Raw genomic sequence first — 26017 nt, forward strand, 5'->3', positions numbered from 1 at the left:
CTCGAGGAGGATCATTGGCAGCCCTGCCAGCACGGACGAGGTATCGCTACTCGCTCGGCTCGTTCGTCACCGGCCCGTTCGGGACGGTTCCCGGCTTGCTCCTCCTGAAGTACCTCACCGACACGATGGGCGTCGCGGCGGGTGTGGCCGGCCTGATCGTGTTCGTTCCCAAAGCATGGGACGTGCTCTTCAACCCGATCGCGGGCAGGCTGTCGGACGCGGACATGGTCCGCACCGGCAGTCGCCGCCGGTTCCTGCTCTTCGGCGGCATCGGCGTCTCGATCCTCTTCGCGGCCCTCTTCGCGCATCCGGGCTTCGGCGGCCCGGTGCCCGACGCGATCTACGTCGTCGTCGTGTTCCTGTTGTGCGCCACCGCGTACGCGTTCTTCCAGGTGCCGTTCAACGCGCTGCCCGCCGAGCTGACGGACTCGGCGGACGAGCGGACGAAACTGACCAGCATCCGGATCGGGTTCCTCGCGGTCGCCATCCTGATCTGTGGCGGCGGGGCCCCGGCGATCACCGAACTCGTCGGCGGGATCGCGGGCTACCGGGTGATGGGCGTGTTCATCGCCGCGATCATCCTGCTGGCGACCCTCGGCGTGTACTTCGGGCTGAAGGACGCGCCGGTCGGCGCGCTGCGGCCGAACACGGTGAGCCCGCGTGAACTGTTCCGGACCCTCGCGCAGTGGCGGCCGTTCCGCTGGCTGCTGAGCGTCTACTTCATCCAGGCGCTCGGCATCGGCACCGTGCTGGCCGCGATCCCGTTCTTCGCCGAGCGGATCCTCGGCAGCTCCGGCTACTCGACGCTCCTGTTCGTCGGTTTCGTCGGCCCGGCACTCCTGACCATGCCGCTGTGGCCCAAACTCGGCGCGACCGTGGGGAAGCTGGCCGGGTTCCGGCTCGCCACCACCGCGTTCGCCATCGGGCTCCTCGGCCTGCTCGGCGCCAAGGTGTTCCCGATCCCCGTCACGATGGTGTTCGTCGCCTTCTGCGGTGTCGGGTACGCGGGGATCTCGGTGTTCCCGCTGGCGATCCTGCCGGACCTGATCAGCGACGAGGAGGAGCGGACCGGTGAGACCAGGGCCGGGGTCGCCGCCGGTGTCTGGACGGCGTCGGAGACGCTCGGCCTCGCGCTCGGGCCGGGGATCTGGGGCCTGGTGCTGCAGTTCGGTGGCTATCAGTCCGGGCTCGGCGCGGACGCCGCGCAGCCGGACAGCGCGCTCACGGCGATCCTGTTCGGCGCGTCGATCCTGCCTGCCGTGCTGATCGCGCTCGGTATCCCGCTGCTGCGCAAGTCGGTGCTGGAGCGCCGGTCGTGACCGCCGAGGACATTCTCCGGGAGTTGCGGGAACTGCGCGCGGGGGACCTGCCGACACACGGTGGCCGGACACTCGCGTATGTCTACGACAGTGGTCTGTCCGAAGTGGACGAACTGGGCGCGGCGGCGCACGCGCTGGCGTCGTCGGCCAACGGCCTCGACCCGACAGCCTTCCCCAGCCTGCTGCGGATGGAGAACGACCTCGTCGGTACCGCCGCGCGCCTGCTCGGCGGGACGGCGGAGACGGTCGGTTCGGTGACCTCGGGCGGCACGGAGTCGTGCATGCTCGCCGTCCTGGCCGCCCGCGACGCGCGTCCGGGCGTGGCGTCGCCGAGCATCGTGCTGCCCACGACCGCGCACGCCGCGTTCCACAAGGCGGCGCACTTCTTCGGGGTCCGCGTGGTCGCGGTACCGGTCGATCCGGTGACCTTCCGCGCCGTGCCCGAGGCGATGGCCGCGGCGGTCGACGACACCACGGTGCTCGTCGTGGCGAGCGCGCCGTCGTACGCCCACGGCGTCCTCGACCCGATCCCGGAGATCGCCGCGCTGCTGGACGGCGTCCGGTTCCACGTCGACGCCTGCATCGGCGGCTGGGTGCTGCCGTACCTGGAACCCGGCCCGTTCGGCTTCGACGTTCCCGGTGTCACCAGTGTGTCGGTGGATCTGCACAAGTACGCCTACTGCCCGAAAGGCGTGTCGGTTCTCCTGCACGCCGACGCGGGGTTGCGCCGGCCGCAGTACTTCGCCAGCGCGGACTGGCCCGGCTACACAATGCTGAACACCACGCTGCAAAGCACCCGTTCGGGTGGTCCGCTCGCCGCGGCGTGGGCGGTCGTGCGCCATGTCGGCGACGAGGGCTACGGGAAGCTGGCTTCGGCCGCGCGTGCGGCGGCCGTCGAGATCCGCGCCGGAATCGAGGCGCTGGAGGGATTGCGTGTCCTCGGCGATCCGGTGTCGACCCTGCTCGCGTTCACCGTGGAGCCCGGCGCGGGGTTCGACCTGTTCACCGTCGCGGACGAGATGCGGGAGCGCGGCTGGTACGTCCAGCCCCAGTTCGCCCACGAGTCGTCGCCCGCGAACCTGCACCTGACCGTGACCGCGGCGAACCGGGGCATCGAAGACGAGTTCCTCGACAGCCTCGCCGCTTCGGTCGTGGCCGCCAAGGAGTCCGGACCGGTCGTCGTCGACTCGCAGGTGGCGGAGTTCGTCGCCGCGCTGGACCCCGCGACCTTGACGCCGGAGCAGTTCGCCGGGTTGCTGGCGGCTGCGGGGCTCGGCGGCGACGCGGGACTGCCCACCCGGATGGCGGAGATCAACGCCTTGCTGGCCACGGCACCCGGTCCGCTGCGGGAACGGCTCCTGCTGGAGTTCCTCGGCGCGCTGTACACGGCTTCCTGATCCGGCCTTGACGCAATCAGTCGGTTGCTATACAAAGTTATAGCAACCGACTGATTGCTATTTGAGGAGGCCGTCATGGGATTTCCCGACCGCATCGAACGCACCGTCGAGATCGCCCATCCGCCCGCGAAGGTCTGGGCCGCGCTGACCACGGCCGAAGGGCTGGGCACCTGGTTCGGGAACCAGGCGAGCATCGACCTGAGGCCCGGTGGTGACGCCGAGATGAAATGGGATGAGGGGCACCAGGCGCATATGCGCGTGGAGCGCGTCGAAGAGCCGGAGATCTTCGGCTTCACCTGGAACATCTACGGCCTGCCCGACGACGATCCTCGTCGCACCTATGTCGAGTTCACCCTCGAACCGGTCGATGCGGGCACGCGGCTCACCGTCGTCGAGTCTGGCTTCTCCCAGCTTCCGGACGATGCCCACAGTGTCGCGTTCGAAGGGAACACGAAGGGGTGGGCGGCCGAGTTGGGCGAACTGATCGAATACCTCGATGCCGCCTGACACCGAAGCGATCGCCGAACAGGTCTTCGTCGCACTGGCCGACCCGAGCAGGCGGAGCATCCTCGCCACCCTCGCCTCGGGCGGTGCCGCGACGGCGACCGATCTGGCCGATCGGCTGCCCATCACGCGGCAGGCCATCGCCAAGCATCTCGCGCTCCTCACCGAAGCCGGGCTGGTGACCCCGGAGCAAGGGGAGCGGCGCCGCGTTCGATACCGGCTACGCTCGGCCCCGATGAGGGTCGCCCAGCAGTTCCTCGCCGCGCTCGCCCGAGATTGGGACGGGCCGCTCGCGGCTCTGAAAGAGCACCTGGAGGGTTCATGAAGGGCAAGACGGTCACCCCGGCCGAGTGGGAAGAAGCGCGACTTCGGCTGCTGGTCAAGGAAAAGGAGCTGACCCGCGCCCGTGACGCCCTGGCGGCCGAGCGGCGGCGGATGCCCTGGGTCGCGGTCGAAAAGCCGTACGAGTTCGATGGCCCGTCCGGCAAGGTGGCGCTGCTCGACCTGTTCGAAGGGCGGCGGCAGCTGATCGTCTACCGGGCCTTCTTCGACCCCGGCGTGGAGGGTTTCCCCGACCACGCCTGCAAAGGCTGCTCACTGGTGGCCGATCAGGTCGCGCACGTCGCGCACCTGAACGCTCGCGACACCACGCTGGCCTTCGCTTCGCGGGGCACGCAACCGGACATCGCGCGGCTGAAGGCGCGGATGGGCTGGACGATGCCGTGGTACACGATCACCGGCGACTTCGACGTCGATCACGGCGTCGGCGAATGGCACGGAACCAACGCTTTCATCCGCGAAGGTGACCAGGTGTTCCGCACGTACTTCGTCAACGATCGCGGTGACGAGGTGATGGGAGGCACGTGGAGTTACCTCGACATCACCGCGCTGGGGCGGCAGGAGGAGTGGGAGGACTCGCCGGAGGGGTATCCGCAGACTCCGCCTTACGAGTGGTGGAACTGGCACGACGCCTACGAGGGGGCCGCGCCCGCGGGCGGCTGCTGCTCGGGGTGACGTAGCCGGACGTTCGGCTCGGTTGACTGGCCGGCATGACACGCGACCGACCGGCAGCAGGACGCCGACTGTGTGGATTTTGGTGCGTTGGATGACCAGAAATCCACACAGTCCGCCTCACTCTGGGCGACATCTCGCGCTCACCAGCTACGTCGAGTGGCAAGCCGGGGGCGGATGGCTCTTCACCCCATCGCCACCAGTCATGACACTTCAGTGAACGTGCACCGCTTCCCACTCCGGAAACGGATCCGCACCCGCCAAAGCGTCCACATCGGACAAGCAACCCCGGAGAGAGTCCAGCAGGTCGTCCTTCTCCAGCCCCACCCCGATGAACACGAGTTCCTGCCGCGGCACCTCCTCGACTCCCTGCGGTTCGAACCGGGCGACCGATCCGGCCTGCGACCACAACCCGGTCACCCCGGGCCGCGACGCCAGCGAGAAGAACCCCTTCGACCGCAGGACCGTCCCGAACTCCCCGGAGCCGAGCCTGCCGACGAAGTCCCACAGCCGTTCCGGATCGAACGCCCGCCCGGCGCGGAAGACCACGCTGGAGATCCCGTACTCCTCGGTCTCCGGAACGTGATCGCCGTTGAGCTCTGCCACCCAGCCAGGTGCTTCCTGCGCCCGTTCGATGTCGTAACGCCCGGTGCCGAGCACTCTGCCGAGGGGGACCCGGCCGTGTGTCGAGACGACGACCTCGGCCGCCGGATTGAGCCGCCGCAGCACCGCCGTCAACTGTTCAAGGGAGTCGGCCGGTACGAGATCCGCCTTGTTCAGCAAGAGGACGTCCGCGAACTCGATCTGGTCCATCAGCAGATCGCTGACCGTCCGCCCATCGTCCTCGTACTGGTCCAGCCCGCGTTCGGTCAGCGCGTCCCCGGCCGCCAGTTCCCGCTCGAAGTTCACCGCGTCGACCACGGTCACCATCGTGTCCAGCCGCGCGGAGTCCAGAAAGGAGAACGTCGCCGCCACGGGCATCGGCTCGGAGATCCCGCTCGATTCGATGAGCAGGTAGTCGAACCTGCCGTCCGCGCAGAGCCGCGAGACCTCTTCCAGCAGGTCGTCGCGCAGGGTGCAGCAGATGCACCCGTTGGTCATCTCGACGAGCCGCTCCTCGGTGCGGGACAGGCTGTTCCCGTCCCGCACCAGCGCGGCGTCGATGTTGACCTCGCTCATGTCGTTGACGATCACCGCCACTCGCAGTCCTTCGCGGTTGGCGAGGACGTGGTTGAGCACGGTCGTCTTGCCCGCGCCGAGGAACCCGGAAAGCACCGTGACCGGCGTCGTCACTTCCCACCTTCGTGGAAGTGTTTCATCAGCTTGCGCGGCACGAGTTTCGTCTCGCCGTTCACCTTGATCGGCACCAGATCCGGCACGGCCGCCTTCCACTGCGAGCGCCTGGACCGGGTGTTGCTGCGCGACATCTTCCGCTTCGGGACGGCCATTACTTCGCACCTCCTCGGCGGCCGTAGCGGCGGTGGAACTTCTCGACCTGGCCCGCGCTGTCCATGATCCGCTGGGTGCCGGTCCAGAACGGATGCGACCACGAGCTGATCTCGACGTTCACCACCGGATAGGTGTTGCCGTCGCTCCACTCGATGGTCTGCTCCGACGTCGCGGTGGACCGCGTCAGGAAGGCGTCCCCGGTGGAGAGGTCCTTGAACACCACGGGGTGGTAGTCGGGGTGGATTCCCGGTTTCACTGCGTTTCGTCCTTTCGGTTCGACACATTCACGTCGTGCTTCTCAGGGTCGGTTTCCGTGTCCTCACACGGTTCTTCGTGCCACTCGCCGAACGGATCCGGGTAGCGGAGCCACTCCTGTTCCCCGGCGGCGAGTTCTTCGTCGGTCAGCAGCGCGCCGTTGAGGGCGGCCTCGACCTCGTCGGGCGTGGCCTGATCGGTGACGACGACCAGTTCCTGCGCGCGGTCGCCGAACAGCGGGTCCCAGCGCAGGGAGGCGAGCGTGCGGCGTTCCGGGGAGACGTCGGCCCAGTCCGGCCCGTCGGGTGCGGCGAGCCATGCCCCGGCGTGCCCGATCCCGAGCCCGCCGCCCGCCGACTCGATCCAGAGCGCCATGTCCGGCTGGCTCGCCACCCAGAGCCGGCCCCGGCTCCGGACGACGCCGTCGAGCAGGACGTCGATCGCGTCGTGGAGGCGCTCCGGGTGGAACGGGCGCTGCGAGGTGAAGGTGAGCAGCCCGATCCCGCAGTCGGTGTGCACCGGCGGTTCGCCGCGCAGCAGCGGGCCGTGCATGTCGGTGACCTCGCCGCGCCGGGCTCCGGCCGGGACGGCGTCGAGCAGGGTCTCGCCGTCCACGGCGGACAGTTCGACGCGGGGGATCGACGGGGCGACCCGGTCGAGCACGGCCGACGCCTTCGCCGCGGACCAGGCGTCGGTCGCCGCACCGGCCAGCACGAGCAGGTCGGCGAACTCGACCTGTGCCAGCGCGACCTGGGCGACGGTGCGCTCGTCCTCGGGGCTCGCCAGCAGGTTCCGCTCGGCCAGCGTGTCGTCTCCGGTGCTGTCGGCCAGCCAGCCGGCGCAGTCGACGACGGCCACTACGGCCTGGAGGTCGACGTCCTCGATCACCGGCCGCTCGCCGACGAGGACGTTGCGCAGCGCCCAGCTGACCGGTTCGGGCTCCATGGCCTCGTCGAGCCGGACCACGATGCGCCGCACCTGCGGCATCTGCGAAAGCTTGCGCAGCAACGGCAGGAGGTCTTCGCGCAGCGTGCAGGAGACGCAGCCGTGCGCGAGTTCGAGGACCGTCAGCTGGTCGCGGTCGCCGAGCCGGATCCGCCGTCGGACCACGCCGGAGTGGATCTGCCTCAGGTCGTGGTGCACGACGGCGGTGCCGGGCTCGGCGAGGCGCAGCCGCTCGGCGAGGTCGGCGTTCGGTCCCGGTGCGAGGCCACTGATCAGGACGAGGGGCACGCGGGGGTTGTCGGTCACTGAAGCTCCGGGGCGTCGAGGGCGTTGTGGTTCGGCTGTGTAGAGTAAATGAAAACGACAACCGATATCAACTTGGGAGGGTGTATGTCCACCGTGTGCCAGGTCACCGGCCGTAAACCGGGCTACGGGAAGCAGGTGTCGCATTCGCATCGGCGCACGTCCCGGCGCTGGGAGCCGAACCTGCAGGCCAAGCGGTACTTCGTGCCGAGCGAGGGGCGCTGGGTCCGGCTGCGGGTCTCGGTGAAGGGCATGAAGACCATCGACAAGCGGGGGATCGAGGCCGTCGTGGCCGAGCTCCGCGCGAAAGGGGTGAAGCTCTGATGGCCAAGAGCACCGACATCCGGCCGATCATCAAGCTCCGCTCGACCGCGGGCACCGGCTACACGTACGTCACGAAGAAGAACCGCCGGAACGACCCGGACCGCATGGTGCTGCGCAAGTACGACCCGGTCGCGCGCAAGCACGTCGAGTTCAAGGAGGAGCGCTGATGGCCAAGAAGTCCAAGATCGCCAAGAACGAGCAGCGCAAGGTGATCGCGGCGCGCTACGTCGAACGCCGCCGTGAGCTGAAGGCCACCATCGCTTCGCCGTCCGCGTCGTCCGAGGAGAAGGCGGCCGCGGTGTCGGCCCTGCAGGCGATGCCGCGTGACGCCAGCGCGACCCGGATCCGCAACCGCGACACCGCCGACGGCCGCCCGCGCGGCTACCTGCGGAAGTTCGGGCTCTCGCGGGTCCGGATGCGGCAGATGGCGCACAACGGCGAACTGCCCGGCGTCACGAAGTCGAGCTGGTGAAGCCGAACCGGGACCGCCCCGTCAAGCGGAAGACGAACCTGTTGCACGCCAACAAGATCACCGAGGTCGACTGGAAGGACGCCGACCTGCTGCGGAAGTTCATCTCCGACCGCGGCAAGATCCGCGCCCGCCGGGTCACCGGGCTGACGCCCCAGCAGCAGAAGCAGGTCGCCACGGCGATCAAGAACGCCCGTGAGATGGCGTTGCTGCCCTACCCCAACGCGGGCCGCTGACGCCACCGGTCCGGGCGGTGCGACAAGCCGCCCGGACCGCGGCTCCTGTGGAAGAATCGGCCGCATGACGGAGAACCCCGGACAGGCCGAGGAATTCGATCCCGAACTGCTGGAGCTGTGGGCGAAGGTGTTCGGCTTCGCCCGTTCCGGCGCGACGGCCGAGCTCACCGCGTACGTCGACGCGGGCATCTCGGCGAACCTGACCAACGACCGGGGCGACACGCTGGTCATGCTCGCCGCGTACCACGGTCACGCGGAGACCGTCGCCGCGCTGATCGAGCGCGGCGCCGATCCGAACCGCGAGAACGACAAGGGGCAGAGCCCGCTCGCCGGCGCGGTGTTCAAGAACGTGCCCGAGGTCGTGAAGGCGCTTCTCAAGGGCGGCGCGGACCCGAGGGCGGGGGAGCCGTCGGCGATCGACGCGGCCAGGATGTTCGGCAACACCGAACTGCTGGCCTTGCTCGAGAGCTGAGGCGGTTCTCACTCGGATCGCGGTGGGGGCGGCTGTCTCTTTACACTGCCCCGCATGGATGACCCGCACTACCTCTCCGGCCTCGACCTGGCAGGCCGTCGTGTCGTGATGATCGGCGGCGGGACGGTCGCCCAGCGCCGTCTGCCGCGGTTGATCGGCGCCGGCGCGCGGGTCGAACTGGTCTCGCCGCACACCACGCCTTCGGTAAGCGCGATGGCCGACGCCGGGGAGATCGTCTGGCACGAGCGTCGCTACACCGACGGCGACCTCACCGACGCCTGGTACGCGCTGGCGTGTACGAACGACCCCGAGGTCAACGCCGCCATCTGTGCCGAGGCCGAACGGGCGCGGGTGTTCTGCGTCCGCGCCGACGACGGAGAGCGCGGTAGCGCGGTCACCCCGGCTTCGGGCAGGCACGGCGGGCTGCTGGTCGGCGTCCTTTCCGGCGGCGAGCCGCTGCGGTCGGCCACGGTCCGGGACAGCATCCTCGACGGCCTCCGCGCCGGCACCGTCGCCGACGGCCGCGTGCCGGACGCTCGTGACGAGCTTCCCGGTGTCGCGCTGGTGGGCGGTGGCCCGGGTGATCCGGAACTGATCACCGTCCGCGGCCGACGCCTCCTCGCCAGGGCCGATGTCGTCGTCGCCGACCGGCTGGCCCCGCGAGAGCTGCTCGACGAACTCTCGCCCCACGTCGAGATCGTCGACGCCGCGAAGATCCCGTACGGCCGCGCGGCCAGCCAGGACGTGATCAACTCGACCCTGATCGACCGGGCCAAGGCGGGCAAGTTCGTCGTGCGGCTCAAGGGCGGCGACCCGTACCTGTTCGGCCGCGGGTTCGAGGAAGTCCTCGCCTGCGCCGAAGCGGGCATCCCGGTGACGATGGTCCCCGGTATCACGAGCGCCTTCTCCGTGCCCGCCGCCGCGGACGTCCCGGTGACCCACCGCGGCGTCGCCCACGAGGTCGTGGTGGTGTCCGGCCATGTCGCGCCGGGCGACGAGAAGTCGCTGGTGGACTGGGATCTGCTGGCGAAGATGCGCGGCACGATCGTGCTGATGATGGGCGTCGAACGCCTGCCGCTGTTCACGAAGGCGCTGCTGGAGGGGCGGCCCGGGGACACACCGGTGGCGATCGTCGAGGACGGCACGATGCGCACGCAGCGGGTTCTTCGCTCTACTTTGGACAGTGTGGTCGAGGACGCCGCGGCGGCCGGGGTGCGGCCGCCCGCGGTGATCGTCTTCGGTCCGGTGGCGGGGCTGGCTCAGCCTTTCTCGTAGCCGTCCGAGGTGTAGAACCAGTCGGCCCCGTCGTCGCCGGGGATGTCGAATTCCTCCGCCCGGACGAGGCCCGCCCGCTGGGCCACCCGCTGCGACGCGATGTTCTCCGGCCGGACGCGGGCGATCACGAGGTCGTCCGGCCGGTGGGCGCGCGCCCAGTCCACCGCCGCGGCGGCGGCCTCACTGGCGTACCCGGCACCCCAAGCGGACGGGAAGAGTCGGTAGAAGAGATTCAGGACCGCCCGTCGCCGGTAACCGACGATCTTCACCCCGCAGAACCCCAGCGGTTCCGGTGAGTCCTGCCGCCGGATCGTCCAGTACCCGAACCCGTACCGGTCCCACTGGTGCGACCAGCGGAGCAGCAGCAGTTCCGCCTCCTTGCGCGTCTCCAGCAGGTCCGAGGGGTTGTGCGCGCAGGCCTCCGGATCGGTGTGAAGGGCGAAGATCGCGTCGAGGTCTTCCGGCGCGGGACGGCGCAGGACCAGCCGTCCGGTCCGCATCTCCTCCGCGCCCGTGTCCCGGGTCGGCGCCGGTTCAACGGTCATGACAGCGCGCCGAGAAGTCGGTGATGGCCTCGGTCAGGCGGCTCGGGTCGAAACGCAGTTCGACCGGGCTGCGGGCCTGGACGAACTCGGCCTCCGGCATGTCCGCTGCCAGCGTGTCGGCGTCGCCGAAGGGGTGGATCGGGTCGCGTTCGTGCCCGATGACCAGGGCCGGCGTCGCGATCTTCCGCCGGATCGACTTGGGCGGCGCGATCCGGCCGAAGAGCACGCCGTGCAGGAGCGCGGCCATCGGCGCGGGCTGCTGGGAAAGCGTGTCGGTGACCACGTCGATCCATTGGTTGCCGTGCGGGACGAGCCGCGCCGCCAGCGCCACGCCCTGCACGGTCACCGGCAGGAACCGGGCGGCCATGAGCAGTGGCGCGAACGTGATCAGCCCGGAGACGATCGCGTTGTCCAGCACGGGCATCTCGACGATCAGCCCGAGCGCGCGCTCGGGAGCGGCGACACCGACTTCGAGCGCGACATTGGCGCCCAGCGACGTCCCGCCGATGACGGCGGCGTCGATGTCCAGGTGGTCGAGCAGCGCGACGGTCTGCTCGGCGAACGCGGGCATGGAGTACAGCCACGAGTCGGTGGGCCGGTCCGAGTCACCGTGGCCGAGCAGGTCGAGCGTCACGGCCCGGAAACCGGCACGCGCCAGCTTGCGCGCGAGCGGGGCGTGCATCCGCCTGGTCAGCATGATCCCGTGGGTGAGGACGACCACCCGGTCGCCGGAGCCGAACTCGGTGTACGCGAGCCGATGCCCTTCATGGGTGAAGGATCCCGAGAGTTCGATCGGCCGCGAGGAGCGTTCCCGCTCCCGCCGTCCAGGGATCAGTGCGGGCAGGTCGGCGACCGCGGTGGCGCTGCTGGCCGGGCTCATATCCCACCGTCCTTCGTCGATCGTCGGTACTCACCGGTAGTACCAGGAAAGCATCTCGTGACCACCGTGGCACAGTGGCCGTTGGCAGCCTGTCAACCAGATGAGTCAAGATGACCTCATGACCGCTACAGCTGACAGTCTTCCCGATCTCGTTTCGCTCAAGGTGGAGATCGACGGGCACGTCGCCGAAGTGACGCTGCTCGGTCCGTCCAAGGGCAACGCGATGGGCCCCGATTTCTGGCGTGAGCTGCCGATCGTCTTCCGCGCCCTCGACGCGGACCCGCAGGTCAGGGCGGTCGTGCTGACCGGCAGCGGCAAGCATTTCTCCTACGGGCTCGACCTGCCGGCGATGATGCCGAGCTGGGGCGAAATGCTCGGCGGCGATGCGCTCGCGGGCCCGCGGACGAAGTTCCTCGACGAGGTCAAGACCCTTCAGGCGAGCGTGTCGTCGATCGCCGAATGTCGCAAACCGGTCATCGCGGCTATTTCCGGCTGGTGCATCGGCGGTGGCGTCGACGTGATCGCGGCGGCCGACATCCGCCTGGCGAGCGCGGACGCCAAGTTCAGCGTGCGCGAGGTCAAGGTCGCGATCGTGGCCGACCTCGGCAGCCTGCAGCGGCTCGCGCCGATCATCGGCGAAGGACACCTGCGCGAACTGGCGTTGACCGGCAAGGACATCGACGCGGCCCGCGCGGAGAAGATCGGCCTGGTCAACGACGTCCACGCGGATCAGGACACGCTGCTGGCCGAGGCTCGCAAGCTGGCCGGGGAGATCGCCACGAACCCGCCGCTGGTCGTGCAGGGCACCAAGAACGTCCTCTCGGCCAACACCGAACGTCAGGTCGCCGATGGCCTGCGCTACGTCTCGGCCTGGAACGCGGCGTTCCTGCCCAGCAAGGACCTCGGCGAGGCCGTGCAGGCCTTCCTCGAGCGCCGCGCGCCCGAGTTCAAGGGAGAGTAGAAAGAACCGGCGGCCAACCAGCGGACCAGGAGGACGATCGTGAGCGCTTCGGAGGCACACCGCACGTTCCGCGAGGCACGGGACTACCTGCAGACCCATCGCGAGGACTACGAAACCGCCTATCGTGACTTCACCTGGCCCCGGCCCGCCGAATTCAACTGGGCGCTGGACTGGTTCGACGTCGTCGCGGCCGATCCGGCCAATCAGGACCGGTACGCGCTGTGGATCGTCGAAGAGAGCGGCATCGAGAACCGCTGGACCTACCCGGAGATGGCGCGCCGGTCCAACCAGGTCGCGAACTGGCTGCGTTCGCTCGGCGTGGCCAGGGGCGACCGGCTGATCCTCATGCTGGGCAACCAGGGCGAGCTGTGGCAGACCATCCTCGCCGCGATCAAACTGGGCGCGGTCATCATCCCGGCCTCGACCTTGCTCGGCCCGGTGGACCTCACCGACCGGGTCGAGCGGGGCGCGGCGAAACACGTGGTGATCCGTTCCGTCGACGCGCACAAGTTCGAGAACGTCGGCGGCGACTACACCCGGATCGCCGTGGGTGAACCGGTCGAGGGCTGGCAGTCCTTCGTGGACGCCTATGAGGAAGCGGACGCCTTCACTCCCGACGGCCCGACGGCTGCGGAAGACCCGCTCCTGCTGTACTTCACCTCGGGTACCACCGCGAAGCCGAAACTGGTGCAGCACACCCAGGTCTCGTATCCGGTCGGCCATCTGTCCACAATGTACTGGATCGGCCTCGAACCGGGCGATGTCCATCTCAACATCTCCTCGCCGGGCTGGGCGAAACACGCGTGGAGCAATGTTTTCGCGCCGTGGAACGCCGAGGCGACGGTGTTCCTCTACAACTACGCGCGGTTCGACGCGGTTTCCCTGATGGCGCAGATGGAACGGTGCGGCATCACCAGCTTCTGCGCCCCGCCGACGGTGTGGCGAATGCTCATTCAGGCGGATCTGACCGTGTTGAAGACGCCGCCGTCCAAGGTCGTCGGCGCGGGCGAACCGCTCAATCCCGAAGTGATCGACCAGGTCGAAAAGGCTTGGGGCGTCACGATTCGCGACGGTTTCGGGCAGACCGAGAGCAGTGTCCAGATCGCCAACACCCCCGGGCAGGACGTCGTGCCGGGATCGATGGGCCGCCCGCTGCCCGGTTTCACCGTCGCGCTCGTGGATCCCGTCACCGGTGAACGCGCGCAGGAGGGCGAGATCTGCCTCGACCTCGACAAGCGCCCTGTCGGACTGATGACCGGCTACGCGGACGACGACGAGCGCTCCGCCGCGGCCTTCGCGAACGGCTTCTACCACACCGGTGACGTCGGCTCGGTCGACGAACGCGGCTACATCACCTACGTGGGCCGCACGGACGACGTCTTCAAGGCGTCGGACTACCGGATCTCGCCGTTCGAACTGGAAAGTGTCCTGCTGGAACACGACGCGGTCGCCGAAGCGGCCGTGGTCCCGGCTCCCGACCCGATCCGGCTCGCGGTGCCGAAGGCGTACGTCGTCCTCGCCGATGGACATTCGCCGGACGCCTCGACCGCGGAGTCCATTCTGGCGTTCTGCCGGGAGCATCTCGCACCGTACAAGCGGATCCGGCGGCTGGAGTTCGCGGAGTTGCCGAAGACGATCTCCGGCAAGATCCGGCGGGTCGAGCTGCGGGGCCGCGAGAACGACGCGGCCGAACGGCCGGCGGGGGAGTTCCGCGAGGAAGACTTTCCGCAGCTGAAAGGCTGAGTCACCCCACGCTTTCCGGCGCGCTGGAGATTTCCCGTGAAGGCCCCCTTCCCTCGGCTCAGCCGAGGGAAGGGGGCCTTCACGCGCTTCAGGCGACCACCTGGACCGACGCCTCACCGGACACACCAGCCACTCCGTCCGCGCGGGCCGTGTGGGTCGAACGACCCACAGTGCGGTACCCGGAACCGCGTTAGCATCCGAGGCAGTGAATCGTTGACAACCCGTGGGGGTCACGGGTCTCTCACCTTCCCTGCCTTGAAAGGTGTTCCTGTCATGCGCATTCGTCTTTTACTGCCGATGCTCGCCCTCGTGGCCGGCCTCGGTACCGCGGTGGCCGCTCCGGCCGCCGCCGATCCCGGCCCGGTGACGGCGGGAGACGTGTCCGTCGCCGACGCCTGTTACTCCTGGGGACGCACGCTGTCCGAGGGCGCGTCCGGTGAGGACGTCCGTCAGTTGCAGATCCGCGTGGCCGGTTATCCCGGTTTCGGCGGCGTACTGGCCATCGACGGCCAGTTCGGCGCGGGGACCAAGGCCGCGGTCACCCGGTTCCAGCAGGCGTACGGGCTGGGCGCGGACGGCGTCGCCGGGTCGGCCACGTTCACGAAGATCTACGCGTTGCAGGACGACGACTGCACGCCGGTCAACTTCACCTACGCCGAGCTGAACCGGTGCAACTCCGACTGGTCGGGCGGCAACGTCCCGGCCGCGACGGCGAAGGCCAACGCGCTGGTCTCGATGTGGAAGCTGCAGGCGATGCGGCACGCCATGGGCGACCGGCCGATCGCGGTCAACGGCGGCTTCCGCAGCGTCCCCTGCAACAACGCGGTCGGCGGGGCGGCCGCCAGCCGTCATCTCTACGGCGACGCGGTCGACCTCGGCGCGGGCGCGCAGGGCTTCTGCGCGCTGGCGCAGCAGGCCCGCAACCACGGGTTCAGTGAGATCCTCGGCCCGGGCTACCCGGGCCACAGCGATCACACCCACGTGGCGCACCGGTCCAGCCGGTTCTGGTCGGCGTCCTCCTGCGGGATCTGATCCGTCACTCCCAGCGCCACAACGACGGCGGCCGTCCTCCCTTGGGGAGGGCGGCCGCGTGTTCGGTGGTCCGCCGCAGCCCGGGGACCCGCTCCATGGTCCGGCCGAGATTGGCCGGATAGGGGCGGTCCCCGGTCAGCGCCTCGGTCGCGTCCAGCGCTTGTGCCGTGGTGAAAAGCGGCCCCAGCAGCCCGGCGGTGAAGGCGACGTCCCGCCAGAGCCGCTCGGCCAGCAGCGGACGGCAGTCCGCCACGATCCGGTCATGGTCGAACGCCAGCGGGGGGACCGCGTCCAGCGGCGTCCACACCACGTTCCCCGGAACATCGAGTGCGGGATCCGTGGTGGCCCACAAGGCGACGGAGAGCGTGGGTCCCCGGGGGTCACGGTTCGGCTCGTCGAAGGTGGTGAGCTGCCCCGTCGCCGAGAGCGCGTCCGAGGGCAGCCCCAGTTTGGTGACCACCGCCCGGCTCGCCGCGTCCCGCAACCGCTCCCCGCACCCGAGCAAGACCCCGGGCAGCGCGAGCTCCCCTTCGAACGGTTCGGCGCCCCGTGGCGCGATTCCCAGCAGCACGGTCCTCGTGCCGGGAGCGAACCTCACCACGAGCACGTCCACGGACACCGGCGTCGACTCGATCACGCGTTGATTGTCGACCTTGCCGCCGCGACCCGGTAACCGGCCCTGTCGGGGCCGTATCCCGTGACGGCCACCGGCAGCCGGGCGCCGAACCACGCCAAGGGGTCCGGCAGCCCGACGGCGGGGGAGCCGTCAGCGGGCACGACCCGCAATCCGGTCGCGTCGAGATGGGTCACCGCGAGCGCGTCCACGCCGTCGCAGGCCGCGATCGCGTAGTCCAGCAGCGCCTCGTCGAGATGGCCCGCCCGCCACGCGCCCTGGTATTCGCCGGTGTCGTTGTGCGCCTCGGGAAAGCGGGCGAGCACCGAGGCGGACTCGGTGGGAAGCGGCCCCGCGCCGTGCCTGGTCAGGTAGGTCCGCGTGACACCCAGAACGGCGTGACGGCGGCCGCCCAGCAGTTCACGCGCGTTGTGCGGGGTGGTGGTGGACCAGGTCGTATGCGGGTGGAACCCGTGGTGCTGATCGAGGAGAACCCCCTGCGCTCCCTCGAAAACCAGCCGCCCGGAGTCCGCGAGCCGTCCGGTCTCGTCCCCGTCGGTGATCCGCACCGCGTCCGCGAAGTCGCGGTACAGCGTCACCAGGGCGTCCACGTCGTGTGACGGGGTGGCGAGCGGGGCGTAGAACCGGGCGAGCGCGTCGAGCTTGCGCCGCAGCACCGACGGCCGGGCGCAGTCGGCGACCGTCGGCGCGTCACCCGGTGTCCCGATCACCTCCTGGTTCTCCACCACCTCGCCCGGACCTGCCCCGGACAGCAGCGAGTACCAGACGGTCTCGCCGATGCCCTTTCCGCACGAGCCGTGCCGGCCGGCGCCGCGAGCCTGTTCCCGCGCCCGGTTGGCGTAAATGTGGAACGGGGTCGTGAGCAGGGCCCGGCCGTCCACGCTCAGCAGCGAGAGCGGATTCCGGACGCCGTCGGTTTCGAGCTGCCGGGCTTCCGCCGCCAGCGCGAACGGCTCGACCAGGACGAACCGCGACAAGTGGGTGGGCACGCCGGCGAACGTGCCCGCCCCGAACTGGCTGAACGTGTGGTGCCGCCCGTCCGCGACGACGTTGTGCGCGGCCTGCGCGCCCCCGTTGAAGCGGACGACGGCGGTGGTCGGCCGGTCAGCGCAGAGCGCGTCGACCACGGCTCCCTTGCCTTCGTCGCCGAAGCCGAGCCCGACCACCACCACATGCCCGTCCAGGAGGCTCATCGCAGCACCACGTCGCTCGGGCCACCCGGTTCGGGGACCGCCGAGGTGACGACCGTTTTGGTGCCCAGCCTCGCCAGCGCCTTACCCACCGCCGCGCTTTCGGCGGCCGAACCGACGTCCGCGAGGTCGGCGAGGGCCCTGTCCACGTCGACGACCTGCTCCTCCAGTCCGATCGTGGCCGCGATCAGTTCGCACACCGCGCCGGGGTCGTCGAGTTTGAGGAAGTTCTGGCCGAGCAGGCCGCTCCAGTGCTCGCCGATCTCCGGGTCGTTGTAGTACGACGACTGGTTCGGCAGGACGAAGTAGACGTTCCACTTACGGGCCAGCTCCCGGTACACCGACGCGGGGTCGATGTCCTCCCGCACGTCGTCGCCGATCACCCGGCGGATGTGGCGGGCCTCCAGCGCGGGCTTGTTCAGCTCGTCGCCGATGAGGAACAGGTATCCCTTGCGGCCGCGGTTCTGCCACGCGTCGGTGACCACGTGCCTGGCCATGAAGTAGGCGGCCAGTTCGTAGGACTCGCTCTTCTGCCCGCCGCCGCCACCTTCGAGGAAGATCGTGCGCAGCTGCTCGTCCATCCGGTTGTCCGATTCGAACTGCCCGATCTGCAGGGGCACCCGGTCGCTGTCGGCGTCGCCGATCGCGCCGAACAGGACCTGCGGGTCGGTCAGATAGCCCCGGCGCTTCAGCAGGCCGTGCAGTTTGCCGAGCTTGCCCTGCATGATCCGCGGCACCCGGCGCATCGAGCCGGTGACGTCGAACAGCACGGCGATCGGCGTCGAATCGGCGTGGTCGGCCGAATCCCGGCACTCCCGGACGGCGTTCTTCGGGTCGAGCGCGGCCGCGACCTTCCACGCGGAAGCGGGCTTCTTGCGGAGACCGGCGCTGTAGCCGAAATCGTCCTCGCCCTTGGCCGCGCGGAAGGTCTTCGCGGCGGCGTAGGCGTTGTCGTCCCAGTGTCCGTGTCCCATGATCAAGCTCCTGTCTCGGGGATGATGAACGGTCGGAAGGTGCGAGGGCCGTACAGCTCGCCGAGCAGGTTGTCGTACTCGTCGAGCAGATCGGCGGCGTCGGGCCGCTGTCCCGGGGCTTCCTGGGTGCACCACGTGGCGAACTCGCGTTGACGGGTTTCCCGTGGTGCCAGCAGCGAAAGCATCACCTTGTGCAGCATGTGGACGTCGGTGGCCGCGGTCATCGGCAGTCCCTTGTGGACTTCGGGCGGGTAGTCGACGGACTTGTCCGCCGCCAGCGGGAGCACACCGTCCTCGACGGCGAAGGACCAGCCGGCCAGGACGATGCCGTGCTGTCCTGGGTGGACCAGCACGTTGTCCGCGGTGAGATGGCCATGGACGACACCCGCGCGGTGCGCGCCGGCCACGGCGCGCAGCAGGCGCCGGTGCATCCAGGCGTAGTCGCGGCCGTCGAGACCGTCCGGGAAGGCCTTCCCGATGTCGGCGAGGGTGGTGAACCCGTCGACGAGCGGGTCGAGGACGCTGAACGCGCGGTCGCCCCGCGCCACCGGGCCCGAGGTGTCGAGCAGCCGGGGGTAGTACGGGCGCAGCCAGCGGTGCCGTTCGGTGAATCCGTCGAGCGTGCGCAGCGCCGCCCACTCGGCGTGGATCAGCGGGTTGAGCGCCGGGTCGCGCACGATTTTGACCAGGTGGGGGCCGGTGGTGCGATAGGTCGTCGCGACACTGCCCACGGCGTGCGGAGTGGTGAGGGTGTAAGCCGCCGTGGCGGTGGTGACCGTCTGGTGCCGGGATTGCTTCCAGTCGGCATAGAGGCGATTGAGGGTGGCGGCCGCCTTATGGGCGCGAGGGTCGCCGGGATTCCGGTCGGGATGGAGCGCGGCCGCCAATTCGCGGTAGCGGTGGCGGGCGAACAGAGTGGCCGCGTCGACCGTGTTCTCGATCGTCGTCACGGCGTCGTCCCTGGTGAGCATGGTTTGAGTCTAGACGACTCTTACTTCGGTCCGCAAGGGGGTGGGTACAAATCCCGTGCCGCGCGGCGGCTTCGGACAATGGAATGAGCGAGCCGAACAGGGGGTGTTGGTGGTCTTCCTCGAACCGGATCGGAAAGACGGGCAGCGTACGAACACGATGATCATCGCGTTCGTGATCGGGATCGTCTGGGGAACCGTCGCGGCCTTCGCCGGGCGGTGGACCGTCGAGGGTTTGGCCGGCACGTACGACGTGCGCGCGGTGATCTCCGAGTGGAACTCCACGACCAGCGAAGGACAGCACGGTCCGCGTACCAGCTACGACGTCCTGGCGATCGCCGAAGACGGCCGCGCGATCGGATTGCCGACACGGGACACGTTCGGCCTCGCTGATCCGGTGGTCGCCCGGCTTTCGTCGGTGACGGACCGGGTGTTGTCCGTGCGCGGGGCTACCGACGTCGTGGAAGCCCACCATCCGTGGGAGAAGATCACGGCGATGTCCCTCGGTTGGGCGCTCCTGGCGCTCGCGGCCATCGTGCTGGTCAAAGTGGCGAGACCGGGGGTCGTGCGGAAGGCGCCGCCGTTCCTCGCCGGGCTGGCCTTCGCCGCGTTCGTCGTGCTGACGCCGGTCGGGTTCGGCGGGACGGCCTACGGTGAAGTGGCCGAACCGGTCCCGAATTTCTGGGAACTCCGTCGCGACTTATGGGGGCCGCCGCCGGTGTTCGCCCGTGGACAGACCGCCGTATCCGGGGAGGCGTCCGTGCGTGTGCTCGACAGCAGGCCCGGACCGCCCGAGGGAGCTGAAGCGTGGTTGAGCGGATTCCACGTACTCACCTTGCGGATCGAGGCTTCGCGCTTCGGCGACACGGCACTGGAGCTGTCGGCCGACGAACACGGTGAACCGGAACGCGTCAAGGATTGCGCGGGCGCTCCCGGTGCTTTCGACGGCACCGCGGGTCTCGTCTGTTTCGTGGTCCCGCCCGGATACCGGCCCGAGTACCTCCTCGTCGGCAAACTCGAGCGGGAAGTCCTGCTGACGCTTCAGTGACCAGAGGAAAGGAATTCCGTGCCGGGGAAGCCAAAGAATTCCAGGATTCTCTTCCGGGCGCTGTTGGCCGTGGTCCCGTACGTCTTCCTGCTGTGTGTCGCCTGGGGATACTTCGGTGCTCACGTTGGTGAGCTGAACACCGGCGAGGAAGTCGCGGTCACCGGGATCTCGGGGTGTACCGAGGAGGGAGCGCCGATGAGCGGTCAGATTCCCTACTGTTCGGGGGAATGGCGGTTCGACGACGGGAGCACCGGTCGCGGGCGCATCGAGGGCGACAAGGCCGCGGAGGGCGACAGGATCTTCGCCGGGGACGGATTCGTCTACCGGTCGAAGTCCGCGCTGATCTGGAGGATGTCGATGGTCGGCCTGTTCGGCGTGGTGCTGCTGGGCCTGGCGATCGGCCTCGGCGTCCTGTACCGGCTGGACGCGGTCCGGCGGCGTCAGGAGGACTGACGCCGCCCGACGCTCAGACCCGCGTCGCTTCGATCTGCCGCTCGTCCTCGGTCGAACAACTGGTCACCGGATCGTTCGGCCCGCTCCCGCACGTCCAGGCGCCGATCACCACCGGCCCGGGGCCCTGCGGCGAAGCGGCTTCGGCGGGGGTCAACTTGGTGAAGTAGTCCGTGAAGACCTGTGTCGCTTCGGCACAGTCGGTCTTCCCGTGGGCGACGACCTTGTTCTTCGCGCCCTGGAGTCCGGCGACCTCGCCGCACGGTGTTCCGGCTGGTGCCGGTGTGACGGCGGGGGAGGACGGGGCCTGTGCGGCCGACGGGGCGGGATCGGCGCCGCAGCCGCTCAGCAGGACGACGGCGAGCGCGGCGGGAAGTACGGCGAGGCTCTTCATGGGCCCTTCTTCTCGGGGATGGTTCATTCGACGGGGACGACGGCGGCGAACACGTTCTGATCGCCCTTGCTGCAACTGGTGCCGCCCTGGGCGGCGGGTGCGCCGGAGACGCACAGCCACCCGTCGACGGTCTCGCTCACGGGCTCGTCCGAACCCGCGGACTGGCGGCCGGCGATCGTCTTGTGGAACGAGCCGACGATCCCGGTCGCGTCCGCGCAGGAGACCCCGGGGCCGTTGAGCACCTGGAGGGTCAATCCGCTCGCCGCGGTGACCGTGCCGCACGAACCCTGTACCGGTTCAGCGGGTTTGGGTTTGGGGGCGGGTTTCGGGGCAGTGGACGGACTCGGCGCGGTCTGCGACGGGATCGGCGGTACCGGCGCGCTGGAGATGTTCGAAAGGGGCGCGGGCGGCGAGACCGACATGGAGGTGACAGGCGGTGGCGGATCTTCGCCCGAACAGGCGGCGAGCGTTCCCGCGGCGGCACAGATCGCGAACAGGCGCCGCCACGTTCCCGTGGTCGTCGAGACGGGCAAGGCGATCCTTTCGTCGGCCGTTCCTGGCCTGCCCATTCTGACCTGGGCGAGCCCGATGCCGTGGCATTGAGCCACGTTCGATTCGCGGGAGGTTATCGCGCCGACGGCGCGACGGTACGCGAGGACCGCCCAATCACTGTCCATTGTGGACAATTAACATGCCGTTCACGCCGTGACAACACCCTGCTGTCGTCGCGAACCGATCGGACGAATCCGGCGCCCGGGCGTTAACGCCGGGCCCTGTTCTGCCGAAAACAAAGGTAGCGCTCCGGCGTGTCCCAGTCCCCGTCACCGAAACCGTGAGAGCGATGAAGACCGACGAACAGAACGACCCCGCGTCATTCGAGGCCACCGCGCCGGCGAGCACGGAGCTGCCACCCACGGCACCGTGCACCGTCGTCTGGTGCGGCGGCCGCCCGTACGTCCTGGAAAGTTCCTCCGGGCACACCCGCTGGATGGGTACCGACCATCGGGGCAGGCCCGTGGCGCTGACCAGCGCGGACCTGCAACGCCGCGGCTGGAGCCACACCCGGGCCAGCTGACGCGGGAGGACCTGCCGCCGCTGGATAGGCTGAGCGGGTGAGTACGCCCCCCGAACCGAGCGTGACCAGCGAAGAGCCGTCTTTGCTGCGGCAGGCCCTGAACGTTCCCAACATGCTTTCGATCCTCCGGCTCGCCGGGGTGCCGGTCTTCCTGTGGCTGCTCCTCGGCCCGAAGGAGGACGGCTGGGCGTTCGCGCTGCTCGTGTTCAGCGCGCTCACCGACTGGCTCGACGGCAAACTCGCCCGCTGGCTCAACCAGATGTCGCGGCTCGGTCAGCTGCTCGACCCCGCCGCGGACAGGCTCTACATCCTCGCGACCCTCATCGCCTTCCTGATCCGCGACATCGTCCCGTGGTGGGTGGTGGTCCCGCTGGTCGCCCGCGAGGCGGTGCTGGGGGTCTGCGTGCTGCTGCTGCGGCATCGCGGGTTCGCCCCGCCGGAGGTCACCTACATCGGCAAGGGCGCCACCTTCGTACTGATGTACGCCTTCCCGTTCCTGCTGCTCACCCAAGGCGGATCCGACATCGCCGCGTTCGCGCGTCCGATCGGGTACGCCTTCACGGCGTGGGGCGCGGTCCTGTACGTCTATTCGGGCGTGTTGTACGTCGTCCAGACAGTGCGGGCCCTGCGATCCGCCGATCGCGGCTAGCTAGCGGGAGGCGCCGGGCGCGTGCCCCGGCGGGATGCGAAACTGCGCGCGTCGGATTCGAGCGAGGGCATGAGAAAGGGGAGCGGCGTTGTCCACTCCAGAAGAACTGCGCTACACCGAGGAGCACGAGTGGGTCTCCGTACGCGACGGAGGGCTCGTGCGCATGGGCATCACGGAGTACGCCCAGGACCAGCTCGGTGACGTGGTGTTCGTCGACCTCCCCGAGGTCGGCAAGCAGGTCGGCTCGGGCGACGCCTTCGGCGAGGTCGAGTCCACCAAGAGCGTTTCAGAGCTGTTCGCCCCGCTCGACGGCGAGGTGGTCGCGGTCAACGACGCGGTGGCCGAGTCGCCCGAACTGATCAACAGCGACCCCTATGGTGAGGGCTGGCTGGTCGAGCTCCGTCTCGACGACGCGAGCTCGGTCGATTCGCTGCTCGAGGCCGAGGCGTACCAGGCGCTGATCAAGGAATAGCCGCAGGCCGCGGCCCTCCCGTGAGAGTAGGGGGAGCCGCGGACCGGAGATTCGATCAGGCACGGTACGTTTGACCTCTGCACGTTCTTGAGTAGTGGCAACACACATGCGTTAGGAGAGCTCAGGTGAGCACGAACGACGGGCCCGGCGTTCCCCCGGAGCAGTCTCCGGAGCGGACTTCTGTCTTCCGGGCCGACTTCCTGGCCGACGTCGAAGGCACTGAGGCTCCTCCGGCTGCCGAGGCCCCCGTCCAGGGTGTGGACGCGCTGCCCGCGGGTTCCGCGCTGCTGGTCGTCAAGCGTGGCCCGAACGCGGGTTCGCGCTTCCTGCTGGACCGCGACACCACCAGTGCGGGACGACACCCGGACAGCGACATCTTCCTCGACGACGTCACGGTTTCCCGGCGGCACGCCGAGTTCCGCCGTGAGGGTGGCGAGTTCGTCGTCATCGACGTCGGCAGCCTCAACGGCACCTACGTCAACCGCGAGCCGGTCGACCAGGCCGTCCTCGCCGGTGGCGACGAGGTGCAGATCGGCAAGTTCCGCCTGGTCTTCCTGACCGGCCCGGGTTCCGGGGGCCAGGGGGCACGGTGACGGCGGCCGGGCGGCCTGATCGGGATGCGTCGCAGCGCGATGGGTTGAGCATCGGGGCCGTGCTGGCACAACTGCGCGGCGACTTCCCCGACGTCACCATCTCCAAGATCCGGTTCCTCGAAGCGGAAGGTCTGGTCCAGCCGGGCCGGACCCCGTCGGGGTACCGGCAGTTCGCTCCGGCGGACGTGGAGCGGTTGCGATTCGTCCTGTCCGCCCAGCGGGATCACTATCTTCCGCTGAAGGTCATCAAGGAACAGCTCGACGCGGCGGATCAGGGTGCCGCGCCTTCGGCGGCGGCTCCCAAACCACCGCGGAAACTCGTTTCGCTCGAGGCCCCGGGGGAGAACGGCGGACTGCCGTCCCCCGGGGACTTCGAGACCGATCGCGAGATCAGGCTGACCGTGGAAGATCTGCTCCGCCAGGCAGGCATCGACGCCGGTACCTTGGCTGAGCTGCGGCAATATGGTCTCGTCCGCCCAGGCGCTGCGGGGTTCTACGACCCCGACGCGGTCCTCGTGGCGAAGACCGTGAAAGCGATGACCGAATTCGGTATCGAGCCGAGACATCTGCGTGCCTTCCGGGCCGCGGCCGACCGCGAAGTCGGGCTGCTGGAGCAGATCGTGACCCCGGTGTATCGGCACCGTGACGAGGACGCGCAGGCGAGGGGCGACGAGGTCGTCCGCGAGCTCGCCGCACTGACCGTGGCGTTACATACGCTCTTGGTGAAGGCCGGAATACGCGCCGTCACGGGCGGCTGAGCGGCTCCGGGGACCGGGAGCCCTTGTGAGGCCACTTGTCAATGACTGAATGTTCGGCACCCTATGCCGTACCGTGAGAGTTGGGTTTGCCACGGGCGAACCGAGAATGTCAGGACAGCGAGCACAGCGCTCGGAAGACGGGTAGCGTCGGGATCGCCGTCGCTTGATCGTCAAGACAAGCGTTGCAGCCCGTGCGCACGAGAGGGAGGCGAAGCCCGATGAGCGAGATGCGCGTCGTCGGCGTGCGGGTGGAGCTACCCGCGAATCAGCCGATCTTGTTGCTACGGGAAACCGAAGGCGAGCGTTACCTGCCGATCTGGATCGGCTCGGTCGAGGCCACCGCCATCGCGTTGGAGCAGCAGGGAGTCCGCCCGGCCCGTCCGCTCACCCATGACCTGCTCAAGGAGGTCATCGGGGCGCTGGGCCGTGAGCTGGAGCAGGTTGTCATCACGGACTTGAAGGAAGGCACGTTCTTCGCGGAGCTGGTCTTCGACGGGGACATCCGGGTTTCGGCGCGGCCGAGCGATTCGGTCGCCCTGGCACTGCGGGTGGGGGTTCCGATCCACGCCGTGGACGCGGTGCTGGAGGAAGCGGGCCTGATCATTCCCGACGAGCAGGAGGACGAGGTCGAGAAGTTCCGCGAGTTCCTCGACTCCGTCTCGCCGGAGGACTTCCGCGGCGCTGATACTTAATCGCGCTAACCGGGATCTTGCGAGAAGGGGCGGCGCCGGTGGCGCCGCCCCTTCTTCGTGCGTGCGGACCGCGGTCGCGATCTGCCGGATGTCATGAAAGGGGCTTTCAGGACGAAATTCGTCCTGAAAGCCCCTTTCATGACACTCGCAGGCCCAAGCGCGTCAGACGGCGGTGGCCCGGGTGAACAGGTCCGCCAGCTCCCGCCCGTACCGCTCCAGGTCCAGCTTCGGATCCGCCGCGAACTTCGCGGCGACACCGTCGACGGCCTGGGCGATCGACATTGCCATCACGTCCGGCAAGAAGTCGCCGAAAGCGCCTTCTTGCTGTCCCTGTCGCAGCTGGCGCTCCAGCCGGCCGGTGCGGAACTCTTCGACGATCGGCGCCGACATGAACCAGCCTTCGGCGTCCGATCCGCTCGAAGCCATCTCGACCATGACCCGCACCAGCTCCGGGTACGAGCCGAGGAACTCGATCTCCGCTTCGATGTACCCGCGCAGCAGCCCGGCCCGGTCGGTCGTGCCCTGGATCCGCTCCTCGAGGAACTTGTCCTTCATCCCGGTCGCGGTGGTGACCACGGCCTGCATCAGACCGGCCTTGTTGGTGAAGTGGTACGAGATGATCCGGGTGCTGGACAGCCCGGCCCGCTCCTTGATCTTCGCGAACGACGTCTTGTGGTAGCCGAGATCGGAGATCGTCGCGATCGTGGCGCCGACGATCTGGGCCCGCCGGGCGGCTTCGGTGACCGACAGCCCGAGCTCCGCCTGCACCTCTTGCATGGCGCTTTGGGTGGAAGGAGTTACTTGCATGAGTAAAAAATAACACGGCTGAGTAAAAGTGGCAAGCGCGCGGCCGAACGGGGGACTGTTTCCGACAAGCCTCAAGAAGAGCTTGAGGTTGACCGCGCGTCGCGTTGACCGCCTTGCCGGACGCGCTTACCGTCAATGGAGGTAAATCGCCAAGGTGTGATTCGGATGTCTGGGGCATCCGTCTTGACGATGA

The 26017-nt window shown here is 68.9% G+C and carries 36 protein-coding genes; 23 read left to right on the top strand and 13 right to left on the bottom strand.

What is annotated here, in order from left to right:
• Positions 1 to 14 precede the first annotated feature (14 nt).
• The 5 genes from ACZ5IK_RS29055 to ACZ5IK_RS29075 all read left to right on the top strand — a co-directional run bounded on the left by ACZ5IK_RS29055 (position 15) and on the right by ACZ5IK_RS29075 (position 4234).
• The gene (locus ACZ5IK_RS29055) at positions 15 to 1319 is read left to right on the top strand and encodes an MFS transporter (RefSeq protein ID WP_465490604.1); all 1305 of its coding nucleotides are present in this window, start codon (positions 15 to 17) and stop codon (positions 1317 to 1319) included.
• The gene (locus tag ACZ5IK_RS29060) at positions 1316 to 2716 is read left to right on the top strand and encodes a pyridoxal phosphate-dependent decarboxylase family protein (protein WP_465490605.1); all 1401 of its coding nucleotides are present in this window, start codon (positions 1316 to 1318) and stop codon (positions 2714 to 2716) included. Before ACZ5IK_RS29055 ends, ACZ5IK_RS29060 begins: the two co-directional genes overlap by 4 nt.
• 75 nt (positions 2717 to 2791) lie before the next feature.
• On the top strand, positions 2792 to 3223 hold the full coding sequence (locus tag ACZ5IK_RS29065; protein ID WP_465490606.1) for an SRPBCC domain-containing protein: 432 nt from the start codon (positions 2792 to 2794) through the stop codon (positions 3221 to 3223).
• The gene (locus ACZ5IK_RS29070; RefSeq protein WP_465490607.1) at positions 3213 to 3545 is read left to right on the top strand and encodes an ArsR/SmtB family transcription factor; all 333 of its coding nucleotides are present in this window, start codon (positions 3213 to 3215) and stop codon (positions 3543 to 3545) included. Before ACZ5IK_RS29065 ends, ACZ5IK_RS29070 begins: the two co-directional genes overlap by 11 nt.
• Entirely contained in the window at positions 3542 to 4234 is a 693-nt protein-coding gene (locus ACZ5IK_RS29075) for a DUF899 domain-containing protein (RefSeq protein ID WP_465490608.1), read from the top strand. Before ACZ5IK_RS29070 ends, ACZ5IK_RS29075 begins: the two co-directional genes overlap by 4 nt.
• 210 nt (positions 4235 to 4444) lie before the next feature.
• On the opposite strand, the gene ACZ5IK_RS29080 is transcribed toward ACZ5IK_RS29075, so the two are convergent.
• Genes ACZ5IK_RS29080 through mrf form a run of 4 tightly spaced genes read right to left on the bottom strand, consistent with a single transcriptional unit; the run spans position 4445 to position 7186 of the window.
• Positions 4445 to 5524, bottom strand: coding sequence for a GTP-binding protein (locus tag ACZ5IK_RS29080; RefSeq protein ID WP_465490609.1), 1080 nt, complete (start codon positions 5522 to 5524; stop codon positions 4445 to 4447).
• Complete coding sequence (rpmF, locus tag ACZ5IK_RS29085) at positions 5521 to 5679, bottom strand: 50S ribosomal protein L32 (protein WP_016334054.1); 159 nt, start codon at positions 5677 to 5679, stop codon at positions 5521 to 5523. The genes ACZ5IK_RS29080 and rpmF overlap by 4 nt, the downstream gene beginning before the upstream one ends.
• Entirely contained in the window at positions 5679 to 5936 is a 258-nt protein-coding gene (locus ACZ5IK_RS29090) for a type B 50S ribosomal protein L31 (RefSeq protein ID WP_410657886.1), read from the bottom strand. Before ACZ5IK_RS29090 ends, rpmF begins: the two co-directional genes overlap by 1 nt.
• Positions 5933 to 7186, bottom strand: coding sequence for a ribosome hibernation factor-recruiting GTPase MRF (mrf, locus tag ACZ5IK_RS29095; RefSeq protein ID WP_465490610.1), 1254 nt, complete (start codon positions 7184 to 7186; stop codon positions 5933 to 5935). The genes ACZ5IK_RS29090 and mrf overlap by 4 nt, the downstream gene beginning before the upstream one ends.
• Positions 7187 to 7270: 84 nt before the next feature.
• On the opposite strand from mrf, the gene rpmB reads away from it, so the two are divergent.
• From rpmB to cobA, 6 genes are all read left to right on the top strand, one after another.
• The gene (rpmB, locus tag ACZ5IK_RS29100; protein ID WP_465490611.1) at positions 7271 to 7507 is read left to right on the top strand and encodes a 50S ribosomal protein L28; all 237 of its coding nucleotides are present in this window, start codon (positions 7271 to 7273) and stop codon (positions 7505 to 7507) included.
• Positions 7507 to 7674, top strand: coding sequence for a 50S ribosomal protein L33 (gene rpmG / locus ACZ5IK_RS29105; protein ID WP_005149953.1), 168 nt, complete (start codon positions 7507 to 7509; stop codon positions 7672 to 7674). The genes rpmB and rpmG overlap by 1 nt, the downstream gene beginning before the upstream one ends.
• Entirely contained in the window at positions 7674 to 7979 is a 306-nt protein-coding gene (rpsN, locus tag ACZ5IK_RS29110) for a 30S ribosomal protein S14 (protein ID WP_101607579.1), read from the top strand. Before rpmG ends, rpsN begins: the two co-directional genes overlap by 1 nt.
• A complete protein-coding gene (gene rpsR / locus ACZ5IK_RS29115; protein ID WP_101607580.1) occupies positions 7973 to 8212 on the top strand; it encodes a 30S ribosomal protein S18 in 240 nt (79 codons plus the stop codon). The genes rpsN and rpsR overlap by 7 nt, the downstream gene beginning before the upstream one ends.
• Positions 8213 to 8276: 64 nt before the next feature.
• Positions 8277 to 8684 carry an ankyrin repeat domain-containing protein gene (locus ACZ5IK_RS29120; RefSeq protein ID WP_465490612.1) on the top strand — a complete coding sequence of 136 codons (408 nt, stop codon included), beginning with the start codon at positions 8277 to 8279 and terminating at the stop codon, positions 8682 to 8684.
• 54 nt (positions 8685 to 8738) lie between these two features.
• The gene (gene cobA, locus ACZ5IK_RS29125) at positions 8739 to 9959 is read left to right on the top strand and encodes a uroporphyrinogen-III C-methyltransferase (RefSeq protein WP_465490613.1); all 1221 of its coding nucleotides are present in this window, start codon (positions 8739 to 8741) and stop codon (positions 9957 to 9959) included.
• Here cobA and ACZ5IK_RS29130 read toward each other — a convergent pair.
• Together ACZ5IK_RS29130 and ACZ5IK_RS29135 are read right to left on the bottom strand one after the other, a co-directional pair.
• On the bottom strand, positions 9944 to 10504 hold the full coding sequence (locus ACZ5IK_RS29130) for a GNAT family N-acetyltransferase (RefSeq protein WP_465490614.1): 561 nt from the start codon (positions 10502 to 10504) through the stop codon (positions 9944 to 9946). The genes cobA and ACZ5IK_RS29130 overlap by 16 nt on opposite strands.
• Complete coding sequence (locus tag ACZ5IK_RS29135) at positions 10494 to 11384, bottom strand: alpha/beta fold hydrolase (RefSeq protein ID WP_465490615.1); 891 nt, start codon at positions 11382 to 11384, stop codon at positions 10494 to 10496. The genes ACZ5IK_RS29130 and ACZ5IK_RS29135 overlap by 11 nt, the downstream gene beginning before the upstream one ends.
• A gap of 118 nt (positions 11385 to 11502) precedes the next feature.
• Here ACZ5IK_RS29135 and ACZ5IK_RS29140 point away from each other — a divergent pair, with 118 nt between their 5' ends.
• From ACZ5IK_RS29140 to ACZ5IK_RS29150, 3 genes are all read left to right on the top strand, one after another.
• On the top strand, positions 11503 to 12345 hold the full coding sequence (locus ACZ5IK_RS29140) for a crotonase/enoyl-CoA hydratase family protein (RefSeq protein ID WP_465490616.1): 843 nt from the start codon (positions 11503 to 11505) through the stop codon (positions 12343 to 12345).
• A gap of 39 nt (positions 12346 to 12384) precedes the next feature.
• Positions 12385 to 14088, top strand: coding sequence for an AMP-binding protein (locus ACZ5IK_RS29145; protein ID WP_465490617.1), 1704 nt, complete (start codon positions 12385 to 12387; stop codon positions 14086 to 14088).
• Between the two features lie 273 nt (positions 14089 to 14361).
• Positions 14362 to 15120 carry a D-Ala-D-Ala carboxypeptidase family metallohydrolase gene (locus ACZ5IK_RS29150; RefSeq protein WP_465490618.1) on the top strand — a complete coding sequence of 253 codons (759 nt, stop codon included), beginning with the start codon at positions 14362 to 14364 and terminating at the stop codon, positions 15118 to 15120.
• Positions 15121 to 15124: 4 nt separating this feature from the next.
• Here ACZ5IK_RS29150 and ACZ5IK_RS29155 read toward each other — a convergent pair whose 3' ends face one another.
• From ACZ5IK_RS29155 to ACZ5IK_RS29170, 4 genes are read right to left on the bottom strand one after another with little or no spacing between them, the layout of a single operon-like run.
• Positions 15125 to 15757, bottom strand: coding sequence for an NUDIX hydrolase (locus ACZ5IK_RS29155; RefSeq protein WP_465490619.1), 633 nt, complete (start codon positions 15755 to 15757; stop codon positions 15125 to 15127).
• A complete protein-coding gene (locus ACZ5IK_RS29160) occupies positions 15754 to 16947 on the bottom strand; it encodes an adenylosuccinate synthetase (RefSeq protein WP_465490620.1) in 1194 nt (397 codons plus the stop codon). Before ACZ5IK_RS29160 ends, ACZ5IK_RS29155 begins: the two co-directional genes overlap by 4 nt.
• Complete coding sequence (locus ACZ5IK_RS29165; RefSeq protein WP_465490621.1) at positions 16944 to 17918, bottom strand: hypothetical protein; 975 nt, start codon at positions 17916 to 17918, stop codon at positions 16944 to 16946. The genes ACZ5IK_RS29160 and ACZ5IK_RS29165 overlap by 4 nt, the downstream gene beginning before the upstream one ends.
• Positions 17919 to 17920: 2 nt before the next feature.
• Positions 17921 to 18889: an adenylate cyclase gene (locus tag ACZ5IK_RS29170; protein WP_465490622.1), complete on the bottom strand. Its 969-nt coding sequence runs from the start codon at positions 18887 to 18889 to the stop codon at positions 17921 to 17923.
• 157 nt (positions 18890 to 19046) lie between these two features.
• On the opposite strand from ACZ5IK_RS29170, the gene ACZ5IK_RS29175 reads away from it, so the two are divergent.
• Complete coding sequence (locus ACZ5IK_RS29175; protein WP_465490623.1) at positions 19047 to 19934, top strand: hypothetical protein; 888 nt, start codon at positions 19047 to 19049, stop codon at positions 19932 to 19934.
• 18 nt (positions 19935 to 19952) lie between these two features.
• Positions 19953 to 20387 carry a hypothetical protein gene (locus ACZ5IK_RS29180; RefSeq protein ID WP_465490624.1) on the top strand — a complete coding sequence of 145 codons (435 nt, stop codon included), beginning with the start codon at positions 19953 to 19955 and terminating at the stop codon, positions 20385 to 20387.
• Between the two features lie 13 nt (positions 20388 to 20400).
• Here ACZ5IK_RS29180 and ACZ5IK_RS29185 read toward each other — a convergent pair whose 3' ends face one another.
• Complete coding sequence (locus ACZ5IK_RS29185) at positions 20401 to 20778, bottom strand: hypothetical protein (protein ID WP_465490625.1); 378 nt, start codon at positions 20776 to 20778, stop codon at positions 20401 to 20403.
• 23 nt (positions 20779 to 20801) lie between these two features.
• Positions 20802 to 21020 (bottom strand): hypothetical protein, encoded by a 219-nt coding sequence (locus tag ACZ5IK_RS29190; protein WP_465490626.1) that lies wholly within the window; start codon positions 21018 to 21020, stop codon positions 20802 to 20804.
• Between ACZ5IK_RS29190 and ACZ5IK_RS29195 the strand changes: the two genes are divergently transcribed.
• From ACZ5IK_RS29195 to ACZ5IK_RS29225, 7 genes are all read left to right on the top strand, one after another.
• Positions 21013 to 21381, top strand: a complete 369-nt coding sequence (locus ACZ5IK_RS29195) for a hypothetical protein (protein WP_465490627.1) — start codon at positions 21013 to 21015, stop codon at positions 21379 to 21381. The two genes, ACZ5IK_RS29190 and ACZ5IK_RS29195, sit on opposite strands and share 8 nt — an antisense overlap.
• 238 nt (positions 21382 to 21619) lie before the next feature.
• On the top strand, positions 21620 to 21853 hold the full coding sequence (locus tag ACZ5IK_RS29200) for a hypothetical protein (RefSeq protein ID WP_465490628.1): 234 nt from the start codon (positions 21620 to 21622) through the stop codon (positions 21851 to 21853).
• A gap of 37 nt (positions 21854 to 21890) precedes the next feature.
• Complete coding sequence (locus ACZ5IK_RS29205; RefSeq protein ID WP_101607595.1) at positions 21891 to 22502, top strand: CDP-alcohol phosphatidyltransferase family protein; 612 nt, start codon at positions 21891 to 21893, stop codon at positions 22500 to 22502.
• Positions 22503 to 22590: 88 nt separating this feature from the next.
• Positions 22591 to 22974, top strand: coding sequence for a glycine cleavage system protein GcvH (gene gcvH / locus ACZ5IK_RS29210; RefSeq protein ID WP_465490629.1), 384 nt, complete (start codon positions 22591 to 22593; stop codon positions 22972 to 22974).
• Positions 22975 to 23099: 125 nt separating this feature from the next.
• The gene (gene garA / locus ACZ5IK_RS29215; protein ID WP_016334077.1) at positions 23100 to 23567 is read left to right on the top strand and encodes a glycogen accumulation regulator GarA; all 468 of its coding nucleotides are present in this window, start codon (positions 23100 to 23102) and stop codon (positions 23565 to 23567) included.
• Positions 23564 to 24325 (top strand): transcriptional regulator FtsR, encoded by a 762-nt coding sequence (ftsR, locus tag ACZ5IK_RS29220; RefSeq protein ID WP_465490630.1) that lies wholly within the window; start codon positions 23564 to 23566, stop codon positions 24323 to 24325. The genes garA and ftsR overlap by 4 nt, the downstream gene beginning before the upstream one ends.
• A 218-nt stretch (positions 24326 to 24543) precedes the next feature.
• Complete coding sequence (locus ACZ5IK_RS29225; RefSeq protein WP_005150031.1) at positions 24544 to 25017, top strand: bifunctional nuclease family protein; 474 nt, start codon at positions 24544 to 24546, stop codon at positions 25015 to 25017.
• Between the two features lie 162 nt (positions 25018 to 25179).
• Here ACZ5IK_RS29225 and ACZ5IK_RS29230 read toward each other — a convergent pair whose 3' ends face one another.
• The gene (locus ACZ5IK_RS29230; protein ID WP_465490631.1) at positions 25180 to 25794 is read right to left on the bottom strand and encodes a TetR/AcrR family transcriptional regulator; all 615 of its coding nucleotides are present in this window, start codon (positions 25792 to 25794) and stop codon (positions 25180 to 25182) included.
• Positions 25795 to 26017 lie beyond the last annotated feature (223 nt).

Source organism: Amycolatopsis sp. NPDC031561 (assembly GCF_055580625.1).

Excerpts from the sequence above, each read along its gene's own strand:
- ACZ5IK_RS29165 (WP_465490621.1), bottom strand. The coding sequence starts at position 17,918 with ATGGGACACGGACACTGGGACGACAACGCCTACGCCGCCGCGAAGACC.
- rpmF (WP_016334054.1), bottom strand. The coding sequence starts at position 5,679 with ATGGCCGTCCCGAAGCGGAAGATGTCGCGCAGCAACACCCGGTCCAGG.
- ACZ5IK_RS29230 (WP_465490631.1), bottom strand. The coding sequence starts at position 25,794 with ATGCAAGAGGTGCAGGCGGAGCTCGGGCTGTCGGTCACCGAAGCCGCC.
- ACZ5IK_RS29185 (WP_465490625.1), bottom strand. The coding sequence starts at position 20,778 with ATGAAGAGCCTCGCCGTACTTCCCGCCGCGCTCGCCGTCGTCCTGCTG.
- ACZ5IK_RS29120 (WP_465490612.1), top strand. The coding sequence starts at position 8,277 with ATGACGGAGAACCCCGGACAGGCCGAGGAATTCGATCCCGAACTGCTG.
- ACZ5IK_RS29070 (WP_465490607.1), top strand. The coding sequence starts at position 3,213 with ATGCCGCCTGACACCGAAGCGATCGCCGAACAGGTCTTCGTCGCACTG.
- rpsN (WP_101607579.1), top strand. The coding sequence starts at position 7,674 with ATGGCCAAGAAGTCCAAGATCGCCAAGAACGAGCAGCGCAAGGTGATC.
- ACZ5IK_RS29160 (WP_465490620.1), bottom strand. The coding sequence starts at position 16,947 with ATGAGCCTCCTGGACGGGCATGTGGTGGTGGTCGGGCTCGGCTTCGGC.
- rpmG (WP_005149953.1), top strand. The coding sequence starts at position 7,507 with ATGGCCAAGAGCACCGACATCCGGCCGATCATCAAGCTCCGCTCGACC.
- ACZ5IK_RS29140 (WP_465490616.1), top strand. The coding sequence starts at position 11,503 with ATGACCGCTACAGCTGACAGTCTTCCCGATCTCGTTTCGCTCAAGGTG.
- ACZ5IK_RS29175 (WP_465490623.1), top strand. The coding sequence starts at position 19,047 with ATGATCATCGCGTTCGTGATCGGGATCGTCTGGGGAACCGTCGCGGCC.
- ACZ5IK_RS29200 (WP_465490628.1), top strand. The coding sequence starts at position 21,620 with ATGAAGACCGACGAACAGAACGACCCCGCGTCATTCGAGGCCACCGCG.
- ACZ5IK_RS29150 (WP_465490618.1), top strand. The coding sequence starts at position 14,362 with ATGCGCATTCGTCTTTTACTGCCGATGCTCGCCCTCGTGGCCGGCCTC.
- rpmB (WP_465490611.1), top strand. The coding sequence starts at position 7,271 with ATGTCCACCGTGTGCCAGGTCACCGGCCGTAAACCGGGCTACGGGAAG.
- ACZ5IK_RS29225 (WP_005150031.1), top strand. The coding sequence starts at position 24,544 with ATGAGCGAGATGCGCGTCGTCGGCGTGCGGGTGGAGCTACCCGCGAAT.
- cobA (WP_465490613.1), top strand. The coding sequence starts at position 8,739 with ATGGATGACCCGCACTACCTCTCCGGCCTCGACCTGGCAGGCCGTCGT.
- ACZ5IK_RS29075 (WP_465490608.1), top strand. The coding sequence starts at position 3,542 with ATGAAGGGCAAGACGGTCACCCCGGCCGAGTGGGAAGAAGCGCGACTT.
- ACZ5IK_RS29130 (WP_465490614.1), bottom strand. The coding sequence starts at position 10,504 with ATGACCGTTGAACCGGCGCCGACCCGGGACACGGGCGCGGAGGAGATG.
- ACZ5IK_RS29065 (WP_465490606.1), top strand. The coding sequence starts at position 2,792 with ATGGGATTTCCCGACCGCATCGAACGCACCGTCGAGATCGCCCATCCG.
- ACZ5IK_RS29135 (WP_465490615.1), bottom strand. The coding sequence starts at position 11,384 with ATGAGCCCGGCCAGCAGCGCCACCGCGGTCGCCGACCTGCCCGCACTG.
- ACZ5IK_RS29170 (WP_465490622.1), bottom strand. The coding sequence starts at position 18,889 with ATGCTCACCAGGGACGACGCCGTGACGACGATCGAGAACACGGTCGAC.